This window comes from Tautonia rosea, from assembly GCF_012958305.1.
GTDB classification, from domain to species: Bacteria; Planctomycetota; Planctomycetia; order Isosphaerales; family Isosphaeraceae; genus Tautonia; species Tautonia rosea.
Genome location: NZ_JABBYO010000003.1, coordinates 232,986 through 244,597, shown reverse-complemented (window position 1 = coordinate 244,597; position 11,612 = coordinate 232,986). Strand labels below are relative to the sequence as shown.

Genomic DNA, 11,612 nt, shown 5'->3' with positions numbered 1-11,612 from the left:
CCGGATCCCTTCACCCTTGGCGGACGAAAGGCCAAAGGGAGCACTCCTGGAACCAAGACCGAGGGGCGCGTGCTCGTCCGGTACACGACACGCCCTGCAGGGGATAGGCGTGGCATCGGATGATCACGCAAGCCCAGCGCGAAGTGATCCCAGAATCGGATCTCGGGCGGATTCAAGAACAGAACGGTCAAATCAGGCGGCGCTGGCTGACCGTTTGTCGGGAGGGGCGCGAGGGCCATGAAGCCCGATAGGCCTGTCCAAGGTGGTCAGGGGAGGGGTTGCAACCTCGGCGATTCTGATCGACTCAGGGAACGGAGCAGCCGGAATTGCGAGGGGGATCGAGACGGCGTTGATCGTGTTGCAGATCAGGCAGTCGTCGTGCGTCGGGGAGACCGGTTCAGGCGCATTCGAGGAGGACCCACCCGAGTCGTGATGATCACAGCCGGGCAAGGCATGAAGGGCCGGTCCCACCAGGGCTCCAACCCCGTAGGCGACCAGCGACCAGGCGATCAGGAGACGACCGACAGCGAGAGTCATGCCAGGAAGATGTCGGAAGGAGTCCTCGACTCATTGATTGAGAATCGTATTGCAAAATCATTTTACCAGACAAACCAAGGTGGGGCCAGTCGGAAGGGTCGAGACCACTGGTGCCTCTGCATGGTTCGCAACTGAGGCGAGGTGAGCATTGCCGGGAACGGTCCTCGGGGTTAAGTTAAGACGCGTTTTCTGGAAGGATGTGTCATCTTTCCCGTTCGGGACCAGGGAATGAGGTTGCCCGATGCGACTTTGCCGTTTCGCACTCGACGATGACGTGGCGTTGACCGGCTATTTCATGGATGACCATGTGGTCCCGCTTGACCAGGCGATCGAGGCGTTTACCGAGGCGATGGATCTGGAGCTCTTGATCCTCGATACGGACGACCTGATCGGCCTCTTGCCGCCGAGCGGGCGGTCGCACCGGGCGGCCTGGGAGCTGTCCAAGTGGGTGGAGCGGCTCGATGAGGAGGCCCTGAGTGAGCTGGCGGTACCGCTGGAGGAGGTCAGGCTGCTGCCTCCGATCGAACGGCCGGGGAAGATCCTCATGCTGGCGAGGAACTATCCGGAGCATAGCGTCGAGGTGGGGGATATTGCCGCCGAGCGGGCCGAGACGTTCCCGTACGTGTTCCTCAAGCCAAGCACGACCGTGAGCGGGTCGGGCGACCCGATCGTGATTCCGAACATCTCACCCGACGGGATCGACTGGGAGTGCGAGCTAGGCGTGGTCATCGGCCAGACCTGCCGGGGGGCCTCTGAGGCTGACGCCTTGAAGTATGTCGCCGGTTACACGGTCATCAACGACGTGAGCGACCGAGGGTTCCGCCCCAATCCGGGGAGGAAGAAGCGCGAGCGCGACGCCTTCTTCGACTGGCTGCATGGCAAGTGGCACGATGGGTTCTGCCCGATCGGCCCCTGCATTCGGTCGGCCGACAGCCTGCCCGACCCGCAGCAGCTTTCCCTGAAGCTCTGGGTCGATGAGGAGGAGATGCAGAATAGCTCCACCGCGCAGATGATCTTCCCGGTCGCGGCGATCATCGCGTTCATCAGCTCGTTTGTGACGCTGGAGCCGGGGGACATCATCGGCACCGGCACCCCCGGCGGCACGGGCAAGGGGCGCGGGCGGTTCCTGAAGCCCGGCGAGGTCGTGACGGCGGAGATCGAGGGGATCGGAACGCTGGTCAACCCGGTCGAGGCCGAGGAGTAGTTCGGTGAGATCGTGATCGTTCTGTGAGTGATCAGACGATCAATTCGACCTCAGCTCGACACTCGCCATTCATTGCGTTCAAGCCTGCGACGAGTGATCCGAACCGCTCGGAGACTCGACAACCGCTGAAGCGATCGAGGATCGGGGGAGCGGCGAGGGGGCGGCCTTCCATTCGAGGCCACCGGCCTTCACCGTGTCCTTGAAGGTTGGACAGGACAGCGGGACTCCGAGCCAGGAGCCGAGTGTTGCCAGGTCGTCATTGAAGAGATCGACGAGCCGAGCAAGCTGGCGGGGAGAGAGCCGAGGTTTCTGCTTCAGGGTCCAGAGCCCCCGGACCCAGGTGCGAACTGCTTTGGGCACCAACGCGCGACGAAGCTGCCTGAGCACCGGAGCCTCGACAATCGCGTCACGCAAGGCATTTTTTCGCATTCGTTGATTGGAAACGTTGCGCGCGTGGAGGTCGTGGTGCCAGGACGGGTCGTGCGGATAGCCAAGGAATTCGCAGATGCGTTCGAGTTCCGCCTGCGGCGAGGAGGCGATTCGCTCGAAGAAAACAGGCAGGATTCGATCACTTCCGAAGGCTTCGAAATAGGGTCGCAACTGCATGGCATAGCAGCTGTAGGCGATCAGCTCGGGGTGGGCGTCGAGGGCCTCGTCAATTCCCATCTGGTTGGGAATGACAAGCTGTGACCACTCATGAACATACTGGGAAATGAGCCGATCAATGGGATGGCGCATTACGTAGATGAGCTTTGGGTCCGGGCAGTGGTCGCGCAGGCGATCGAGAGTTTGGGGGTAGGTGGGAAGCTTGGTGTAGTGAGTACTCGACTCGCCTCGGAGGTCTCCGGTCCGGGCGTCGGCGAAGAGGCTCAGGTACCAGTCACGTCCCCGGGCGTACTGGTCGTCGTCGCTGAAATAATTTGGCTCTTTCAGGGCAGTCATGAAAAAGCCAGGCTGGAGTGCGAGTTGCTCATGAAGGGTGCTGGTCGCACATTTCATGGCCCCGATGATGATAAAGTCAGGCGGAGTGTTCATGAGGATACATTAACAACACGAATGGATCATGAATGGTGAAGGGGGCCGGGGTCGGCGAGCGACTCGGAAGCGGAAAGGGTATTGGGATCGGAATCGGAGCGTCTGCGAGGCTGCTGGCTGGCAGAAGGGCTGAGGCGTTGGGGTTGTTGCTGGAGTGGTGATCGCCAGTTGGTCCAGAGGTCGATTGCCTCAGCCTCGCACGTGTGGGGTTTCTTGTTGCCAACGTATTCTCGGGAGAGGGAGACAAGCCGACCAGCATACCAGAGGAGATTGGCGAGGAACAATCCCGGGACTCCCCCGTAGAACCTGGCGAAATAGCGTGACCGCGAGGCATAGAGATAGGGCCGGGGACGTTTGCGGGCGGCCATCTCCTCCTTGACCGGACTGCTTCCCCCGCGGAGGTGGACCACGTGGGCATCCGGCCAGGACAGGATGCCCCAGCCCGCCTGCCGGGCTCGCCGGCAGTAATCGATGTCCTCGAAGTACATGAAATAGCCCTCGTCCATCGGGCCGATCTGATCGATGACGGCCCGCCGCACCAGAACACAGGCGAAGCTGATCCATTGCGGCTCGAAGGGTTCGTCCGAGACGGGGATCGGCACCTCGAACGCACGGAGGAGGGATGTCACCGGACCAGTGCGGGCAGCGGAAATCAGTTCACTGGCGGGGGAGGGAAACCGGAAGCAACTGATCTGAGGCCGACCATCGGGCCATTCAAGACGAGGCCCGATGAGCCCCACCTCAGGATGAGCATCGAGCGCTGCGAGCAGACTGGCAATCGCACCGGGGCGAACGATGGTGTCGCTGTTGAGCAGGAGATAGGCCTGCGCATGGACCGCCTGGATTCCCAGATTGTTGCCGGCCGAGAACCCACCGTTGACTTCCGAGGCGATCAGCGTGACCCAGTCGTGCCAGCAATGCTCGTCGATAGCCTGCTGAATTTGCTGGACCGAGTCGTCACCAGACGCATTATCCACGACGACCACGCGGTCCTGGAGCGGATCAACCTCATCCTCAAGCGAAGCAAGGCAATCCCGCAGCATGAGCGGGGTGCGATAATTCAGAATGACAATCGCAATTCGTCTCACTCGATCCTCTCGTGAGTCCTCGTTCTCTCAAGGGCCGGGTCTGAGTGCCAATGGCTGAATTCGGCCATTGCGGCCCGGATAAGGCCATCAAGGGCGGACGGAACCGTCACCCGAATTTCGGGTCCTTTGTGAGGGTATCACGGATCAAGGTGCGAGGTGTGACGGTGGAATCCTGGGTCTGGTTCGGCTCGACATCAACTTGCCAGGCCGAACCATCGCCAAGGGTTGTTGCCGAGCACGCCCTGCCCCGACGTGAGGCAAGACGATCGGTGATCACGCAAGGCCACCGTCGCCGAATCGCAGTTCACCGGCCGGCGGGGTCGTAGAGCAAGGGGAAGAACGGGCCGTTCATCGAGGCTCCCTGGGGAATCGGTGGCACACCGTCGAGGAGCACATCGTCGGTGTCGGAGCGAACGCCGTCACGGAAGACATTGATGACAGTGGCGCGGCGGGGGCGAGCGGTGCGGTTGGCAAACGATCCGTGGACCATCAGCGGGTGATGAAACGTGGCCTCGCCCGCCTTTAGCTCGACGGCCACGGGGTTCTGGAACATGGCCCATTGCTCGTCGTCGAGGACCTCTCGGATGGCCTCCATGTCTCCGGCGAGGCCGGTGATGGGCAAGAGCGGCCAGCGGTGGCTGCCGGGAACATAGTGAACACAGCCGTTGTCGATCGTGCTGTCGTCGAGGCCGATCCAGCAAGTCAGGTGGGCCATCGGCACGGTTCGAGTCCAGTAGGAATAGTCCTGGTGCCAGGCCACCACGCCGCCGTGCTTTGCGGGCTTGCAAAACAGTTGATCGTGCCAGAACCGGACGGCGCCGCCGAGCAGTTGTGAGGCCGGAACGGTAAAGGCGGGATTCCAGAGGAGGTCATGAAACCCTGGCTTGATCCGCCAGGCACCCAGGGCGTGAAAGAGCACGCGGTCGGGATCGGCGGATTCGTTCGAGTGATACTCGTACCAAAGCTCGCGCCCCGGATGGTCGGGGGTGAACCACTCGGCCAGTTCCTCGCGAAGGGCCTCGACCTGAACATCGTCGAGGATTCGAACGCCGGGCAGGTAGCCGTTCTCGTGGTAGAACTGGACCTGATTGTCCGAGAGCCGGAATCGTTCGGGGTCGGCGTGCAGGGCCTCGGCAAAGAGGTCGCCGACGGGGCGAGAGGCCTTGGAAAGGTCGGTGACGGTGGCCATGAGTCAGGCTCGGTCGGTTCGGGGAACGTCGAGGAAGGAGGTCGAGGCCGGTTTGCTGACTTGATTGGATCATGACCGGGGTCAGGGGTTCAAGGGGATGTTGGTTGCTCGACCCATCCCTTGAGGCGGAACCGTGATTGGCGGTTGCGTGGTGTGGGCGGGACGGCCAGAATCGAAACAGCTTGCGAGCCTTCGGAGCCGAACCGCCTTGATCTTCTTAGAGGGACCACCGCGATGATCCGGATCGAAGCCGATGGCAATCGCCTCAGGACCGCTCGACCATCGCGACGCGAGGCGATCCGCGTTGGGGCCCTTGGCCTGGGGGGGTTGACGCTTCCGCGATTGCTCCGGGCTCAGGACGAGGCCAGCGCACAATGCGGGAAACCGGGCAAGGCACGCTCTGTGATCATCCTTTTTCTGTCAGGAGGACCGTCGCATCTTGACACGTTCGACCTGAAGCCCGAGGCTCCGGAGGAGATCCGGGGGACGTTTCGGCCGATCGAAACGAATGTGCCAGGCCTGATGATCGCGGATCAGTTGCCCCGAACGGCGAGGCTGGCCGATCGGTTCGCGATCGTGCGATCGGTCCAGCATCCGCAGGCCAATCACCCCGCGGCGGCCTACTGGATGATGGTTGGCAGCCCCATCGCACGGCCGGTGCGCGACTCGGGCTTCATGAGCCGAGCCGACCGGCCGCATCCCGGTTCGGCCCTGGCTCGGGTGCTCGGTCCCACGGCCGGAGTGCCCCCCTTCGTGCTTCTTCCCGAGGCGATGCAGCCGAACGGGCCGGAACGATCGGGGCAGCACGCGGGGTTCCTCGGGGCGACGTTCGATCCGTATCGAATCAACAGCGATCCGAACCTGCCTGATTACGACCCGGGCGCGGTGAGCCCGCCACCGGGGATGAAAGCGGATCGGTTCGGGGGGCGTCGGGAACTATTGAGTATCGTCGAGCGGACGGCCGAGCACCTGACCCGGGCCTCGGGCATCTCGGAATTCGATGCCTATTCTCAGGCGGCGTTCGATCTGATCTCGTCTCCTGAAGCCCGGAGCGCGTTCGACATCGAGGCGGAACCCGAGAAGGTGCGTGATCGCTATGGTCGACACGTCTTCGGCCAATCGGTCTTGCTGGCAAGGCGCATGGTGGAGGCCGGGGTACGCCTGGTGCATGTCAACTGGGTCCGGCACGACGGCGGGAAGGGAGGGCAAGGGTACGACAGTCACCGCAACCATCTTGGCTGGTCGGAAACCGAACTGATGCCACCGACCGACGCAGCCTTCAGCAGCTTGCTCGAAGATTTAGTTGAGCGCGGATTGCTCGACGAGACGCTCGTCATCCTGATGGGAGAGTTTGGCCGTACCCCCCGATTCAACGCGAACGCGGGCCGCGATCACTGGCCCCACTGCTTCAGTGTGGTGCTGGCGGGGGGAGGAATTCGAGGGGGGCAGGTGCTGGGGGCCTCGGATGCGATCGGGGCCTACCCGACAACAGATCCGGTCTCGCCGGGAGATCTGATCGCCACGCTCTATCACTGCCTCGGGGTTGATCATGAGACGTTGATTCATGACCTGCAGCATCGCCCTTACCCAATGGTCGAAGGGACACCCCTGCATGCGCTGTTCTGAACGCGAGAACGAACACACTTTCAAGAGCACGTGATCATCGGAAGAACGGCTACCGATCAGGACCAACCGGAACGGGAACGATGAGCGCGAATTATCCTCCGCCGCTTGACCAACTGCTTCGCCTCGGCGAAACCGAACTGGGGGGTGATCGGCCCGATTACCGGGCGATGGGGATTGGCCCCGAGCATGTTTCAGACCTGGTTCGCCTGGCAACCGACCCACAGCTGTTACTTCAGTGTGACGAGGAGGGTGTTGATGAGGCTCAGGCCTGGGCCTGCGAACATGCGCTTCGGGCACTGGGGCAGTTGGGAGCGGTCGAAGGTGTGGAACCCCTCCTGGCCAATTACGGGCAAATCGCCGACATCCATGATTTCTGGATGGAAGAATTCGCGGAGGTCATGGCGATTCTCGGGCCCGACGTTCTGCCGGCATGCGAACGCTATTTTGCGGACGACTCTCACGACGCGCTCAACCGAGTTGGAGTGAGCGAATCGTTCGTCAAGGTGGCCCAGGCCCATCCCGAATCGCGGGATCGGGTTGTGGCCTACCTGTCGAACCTCCTGGCAACGCACCCCGAAAACGACCCGGAGTTGAACGGATTCGTCGTCAGTGCACTGATTGATCTGGAAGCGATCGAGGCCGCCCCGGTGATCGAGGCGGCCTTCCAGGCAGATCGGATTGATGCTTCAATCGCGGGAGATTGGCCGGAGGTCAGGTATCAGCTGGGTCTTGGTCCGAAACCGAAACGAAACGCTCGGTTCGCACCACTCGGTTTCGAAACCGGCTGGGAGCCGTCGCCCGGCTCGAAGCGTCCGGACTTCAAGAAGCTGAAGTCGAAAAAGAAACAGCAGAAACAGGCTCGGGCTCACTCAAGGAAACGAAAGCAGCGTTGAGGGAACGATCCCTCGGGCTTAGTCGTTTGTGCCTTTGAAGTGGAGCAGGCCGTAATCCTCGTAGCGGTGGAAGCTCGGTTGTCCGAGAGGGGCAGAACTCATCAGAAGGGGTTCGGTCCCCTCGGGGCCGTAGTCGTAGCGGCAGAGCGCGAACCGCCAGGTATCCCCGATCGCAGGGCGACCGCCGGTGGCCTCGAACAGGGACCACGGGATGCGCCCTTCGACGGACCACGAGCGGTCGGAATCGCCTGGATGATCGAGGGTACCCTCGACGACGGCAACGGCCTCGAAGCCCAGCGGAGGCTTCGCGGCAAGTTCCTCGAACGAATACCCACGGCGAGGGAAGGCAAGCTCAAGGATGACGGATCGGGGGTTCACCTGGAACTCGTAGTAACGCGGGTCGTCTTCGGAGGGCTTGAAGAACAGCTCGAAGACATCACCGAGCCAGAGGCGATCGTTGCGCTCAGTGCCGAAGGCTCGCAGCTCGGCGTCGGTCATGGTGGCGGCGAAGTAGAGGGCGTCGTCATCCCAGACGAGCCAGGCGCTTGTGCCCTCGCCGCGAGCCTCTCCGGCCCAGAAGGCGGAGAAATGCTTGATCTCATCGGCCTGGGCAGCAGTCCAGGCGTGGTCGTCAAGCGTGCCGTCGAGAACGGGGGGCGTCTCGACGCGTCGGCAAACAGCTTCGCGAGTGATCGGGGGCTCGTCATTGCTGAATGCTGGAGAGATCAGGAGCAAGGGGAGCATCAGTAGAGCGGCGGTTCTCATGAGCAGTGACTCCTCAACGAGCGCGGATCGTCGTATCGGAAAGGCCGGAAAGATCGATTCCTGGATGGGGATTGTACGAGAAGCCGGACGGGGAACGCGATGCGGGAGCGGAAGGATTTCCTGAAGCACCACGATCTAACGAAGTCATTCCCGAGGGGCGAGCCAGAAGCGCAGGAGCGTTCATCAGGAGGTTCCTGGTTCCGTTGAGGTGGAGTCGAGGTCGAAGGCCTTGTCCTCAGCCGAGCTTGACCGCAGGCGGGTCGCCGGCTTGACAGCGAGAGTGTTGCGGGGGATAGTCGATCGAGTTCAATCCCTCCGTCGCGTGCAGCCCTGGGTTGGCCACCACCACCTCGGGTTCCCTCCTTTCTTCCATCACCTCTGCCCCTGATCACGATGAACGACCGCCCGACGCTCTACTTGCTGGATGCGTATTCGATCATCTATCAGGTCTTCCATGCGATTCCGACCATGACGGGACCGGCGGGGCAACCGACGAACGCCGTCTTCGGAATCATGCGGGATGTCTTGAACCTTCATCGCGATCGGAAGCCTCATTCGGTGGCCGCGGCATTTGATGGTCCGGGGCGAGTCTTTCGTTCGGACCTGTTCGAGGAGTACAAGGCCAATCGCGCGGCCATGCCCGACGACTTGCAGCCGCAGATCCCTTTGATTCGGCGCGTCTTCGAAGGCTTTCGCATTCCGATCCTTGAATACGAAGGGGCCGAGGCCGACGACGTCATCGCCACCATCGCCCGACTCGGGGTTGATCACGGGATGGACGTGTTCATTTGCACGTCGGACAAGGATGCAAGACAACTTCTAGGCGATCATGTCTTTATCTACAATCTGCGGAAGCAGCAGGTGCTTGACGTCGACGGGTTGAAGAAGGACTGGGGAATCGGCCCCGAGCAGGTCGTCGATCTGCTCTCCCTGACCGGAGACGCGGTTGACAACGTACCGGGGGTGCCGGGGATCGGCACGAAAACGGCGGCGCAGTTGCTCCAGCAGTTCGGATCGCTGGATGGATTGCTCGACAACATCCCGAAGGTCTCCGGGGTCAAGCGGAAGGAAAATCTGTACAAGAATGCGGACGTGGCTCGGAAGGCCCGGGAGCTGATCGCGCTTCGGACCGACCTACCGATCACGTTCGACTGGGCCGACCTTTGCCGGGATGGGATCGATCACCCGGCCTTGAAAACGCTTTGCATCGAGTGTGGCTTCCATCGCTTTCTGGATGAGATCGCCGCGAGCGAACCGGATCGACCGGAAGACCTCTGGCCGGTCGATCAGTATCAGGTGGTCGACACTCCCGAGAAATTCGATCGATTCCTCACCTTACTCCAGGAGCAGCGGAGGTTCAGCTTCGACACTGAGACGACGGCACTCGATCCTCTGACGGCAAGACTTGTGGGGATGTCGTTTTGTTGGGAGGCCGGAGCGGCGTTTTATCTGCCTCTACGAGGTCCGGAAGGGAGCGACACGCTGGACGGGACCGCCACCCTGACGGCCCTGAAGCCGATCCTAACCGACCCGGAGCGGGAAATTGTCGGTCAGAACTTGAAGTACGACTTGCTGATGCTCGGGAGGCTCGGAGTCGAATTGTCGGAGTCGATGACCGACACGATGGTCCTGAGCTACTTGCTTGAAAGTGGTGAGCGGAACCACAACCTCGACGAGCTGGCAAGGCGATTGCTCGATCACACGATGATCCCGATTTCGAGCCTGATTGGCAAAGGTAAGAATCAGACGACGATCGATACGGTGGCAATTAATCGCGTGGCCGCGTATGCCGGGGAGGACGCCGACGCCGCCTGGAGGCTCGATGCGATCCTCGCACAAAAAGTACGAGAGGAAGGGCTCTGGACGCTCTATGCCGAGGTGGAGCGTCCGCTGATTACCGTCCTTGCCCGGATGGAGGCGGCCGGAATCGCGGTGGATGTGGGGAAGCTCCGGCAACTGTCGAGCGAGTTCGCCGATCGGCTGGAGACGATTCGGGGGGAGATCTTCTCGATCGCCGGCCGGGAGTTCAATATCGGATCAGCCCAGCAACTCCGGCAGGTGCTGTTCGAAGATCTCAAGCTCAAACCGACGAAGAAGACCCCGGGCGGCGAGCCGAGCACGGATGCCGAAGTTCTCGAAGCGCTCTCGGTCGAACATCCCTTGCCTCGTCTGATCGTTCAGCACCGACAGCTCGACAAGCTCAAGGGAACCTACCTGGATGCCCTTCCCGAGCTGGTGCACGAGGATGGCCGGATTCACGCGTCGTTCAACCAGGTAGTGACGGCGACGGGGCGGCTTAGCTCATCGGACCCGAACCTCCAGAATATTCCGGTACGCACCGAAGATGGCCGGCAAATCCGCCAGGCCTTTATCGCGGGAGCGCCCGGCTGGTCCTTACTGACAGCCGATTACTCGCAGATCGAGCTGAGGATTCTGGCCCATTTCAGCAAGGATCCGGAACTGGTGCGGGCGTTCGCCGAGAACCGGGACATTCACCGCGTGGTGGCCTCGCAGATCTTCGGGGTGGCCGAGGACGAGGTGACGAAGGACCAGCGACGGATGGCCAAGACCGTCAACTTCGGAGTGATCTATGGCCTCAGTGCCTTCGGGCTGGCAAGCCGGCTGGGGATCTCTCAAAGCGATGCCGCGCTCTTCATCGACGCCTACTTTCGCCAGTATGAAGGGGTGGATCGGTTCATCACTGAGACGCTGGAGCAGGCCCTGGCGGCAGGTCGGGTGGAAACGATTCTCGGTCGGCGTCGAGCGATCAACGGCATCAAGAACACGACCGGCCGGGTGCGGAACCTGGCCGAGCGGACGGCCGTGAACACGGTCATTCAGGGGTCGGCTGCCGACCTGATCAAGCGGGCAATGCTTGAGGTCGATCGACGGTTACGATCGGAACGAATGTCAGCGCGGATGTTGCTCCAGATCCACGACGAACTGGTTTTTGAAGCTCCCGCCGAGGAACTCCCGAGGCTTTCGAGCATGGTGGCCGAGGCAATGGTCTCGGCCTTACCGCTCGATGTGCCGCTTCAGGTCGATCTTGCGTCTGGTCCGAACTGGCTGGATGTGAATGCCCTGATTCGGGCCGATTGAATCGCCGACCTGGGACATTTCGACACGAGCGACGGAATCCCGTTGATTGAGGCCCCGAGGTCGAGTATATATGTACGCAGAGTTCGCAGGTCTCTCGCACTCGCACCACCCCAGCCCCCTTCCTGCCCGCGAGCCCTGCCGCGGCGATGGAATCACTCGATCACGCGGATCAGCTT

Annotated in this window: 9 protein-coding genes; 4 read left to right on the top strand and 5 right to left on the bottom strand. The window is 61.8% G+C overall.

The annotated features are described in order from the left end of the window. Positions 1–192: 192 nt before the first annotated feature. Positions 193–537 (bottom strand): hypothetical protein, encoded by a 345-nt coding sequence (locus tag HG800_RS06365; RefSeq protein ID WP_169974944.1) that lies wholly within the window; start codon positions 535–537, stop codon positions 193–195. A gap of 241 nt (positions 538–778) precedes the next feature. On the opposite strand from HG800_RS06365, the gene HG800_RS06360 reads away from it, so the two are divergent. Beyond that, positions 779–1,741 carry a fumarylacetoacetate hydrolase family protein gene (locus HG800_RS06360; protein ID WP_169974942.1) on the top strand — a complete coding sequence of 321 codons (963 nt, stop codon included), beginning with the start codon at positions 779–781 and terminating at the stop codon, positions 1,739–1,741. Between the two features lie 78 nt (positions 1,742–1,819). Here the strand turns inward: HG800_RS06360 and HG800_RS06355 are convergent, their stop codons facing one another. The 3 genes from HG800_RS06355 to HG800_RS06345 form a co-directional block, all read right to left on the bottom strand. Further along, positions 1,820–2,776, bottom strand: a complete 957-nt coding sequence (locus tag HG800_RS06355; RefSeq protein WP_169974940.1) for a sulfotransferase family protein — start codon at positions 2,774–2,776, stop codon at positions 1,820–1,822. Positions 2,777–2,802: 26 nt separating this feature from the next. Next, positions 2,803–3,864: a glycosyltransferase family 2 protein gene (locus HG800_RS06350; RefSeq protein ID WP_206352149.1), complete on the bottom strand. Its 1,062-nt coding sequence runs from the start codon at positions 3,862–3,864 to the stop codon at positions 2,803–2,805. A 304-nt stretch (positions 3,865–4,168) separates the two neighbouring features. Continuing rightward, positions 4,169–5,053, bottom strand: coding sequence for a phytanoyl-CoA dioxygenase family protein (locus HG800_RS06345; protein WP_169974938.1), 885 nt, complete (start codon positions 5,051–5,053; stop codon positions 4,169–4,171). A gap of 234 nt (positions 5,054–5,287) precedes the next feature. Between HG800_RS06345 and HG800_RS06340 the strand changes: the two genes are divergently transcribed. Together HG800_RS06340 and HG800_RS06335 are read left to right on the top strand one after the other, a co-directional pair. Further along, complete coding sequence (locus HG800_RS06340; RefSeq protein WP_169974936.1) at positions 5,288–6,679, top strand: DUF1501 domain-containing protein; 1,392 nt, start codon at positions 5,288–5,290, stop codon at positions 6,677–6,679. 80 nt (positions 6,680–6,759) lie between these two features. Next, on the top strand, positions 6,760–7,572 hold the full coding sequence (locus HG800_RS06335) for a DUF1186 domain-containing protein (protein WP_169974934.1): 813 nt from the start codon (positions 6,760–6,762) through the stop codon (positions 7,570–7,572). Between the two features lie 18 nt (positions 7,573–7,590). Here the strand turns inward: HG800_RS06335 and HG800_RS06330 are convergent, their stop codons facing one another. Beyond that, entirely contained in the window at positions 7,591–8,337 is a 747-nt protein-coding gene (locus HG800_RS06330) for a carbohydrate-binding family 9-like protein (protein WP_169974932.1), read from the bottom strand. Between the two features lie 393 nt (positions 8,338–8,730). On the opposite strand from HG800_RS06330, the gene polA reads away from it, so the two are divergent. After that, entirely contained in the window at positions 8,731–11,436 is a 2,706-nt protein-coding gene (gene polA / locus HG800_RS06325; protein WP_169974930.1) for a DNA polymerase I, read from the top strand. The last annotated feature ends 176 nt before the right edge of the window (positions 11,437–11,612 follow it).

What these genes read in the sequence shown, in the direction of transcription:
- HG800_RS06340 (WP_169974936.1), top strand. Translation starts at nt 5,288, where the DNA reads ATGATCCGGATCGAAGCCGATGGCAATCGCCTCAGGACCGCTCGACCA.
- HG800_RS06345 (WP_169974938.1), bottom strand. Translation starts at nt 5,053, where the DNA reads ATGGCCACCGTCACCGACCTTTCCAAGGCCTCTCGCCCCGTCGGCGAC.
- HG800_RS06335 (WP_169974934.1), top strand. Translation starts at nt 6,760, where the DNA reads ATGAGCGCGAATTATCCTCCGCCGCTTGACCAACTGCTTCGCCTCGGC.
- HG800_RS06365 (WP_169974944.1), bottom strand. Translation starts at nt 537, where the DNA reads ATGACTCTCGCTGTCGGTCGTCTCCTGATCGCCTGGTCGCTGGTCGCC.
- HG800_RS06355 (WP_169974940.1), bottom strand. Translation starts at nt 2,776, where the DNA reads ATGAACACTCCGCCTGACTTTATCATCATCGGGGCCATGAAATGTGCG.
- HG800_RS06330 (WP_169974932.1), bottom strand. Translation starts at nt 8,337, where the DNA reads ATGAGAACCGCCGCTCTACTGATGCTCCCCTTGCTCCTGATCTCTCCA.
- HG800_RS06360 (WP_169974942.1), top strand. Translation starts at nt 779, where the DNA reads ATGCGACTTTGCCGTTTCGCACTCGACGATGACGTGGCGTTGACCGGC.
- polA (WP_169974930.1), top strand. Translation starts at nt 8,731, where the DNA reads ATGAACGACCGCCCGACGCTCTACTTGCTGGATGCGTATTCGATCATC.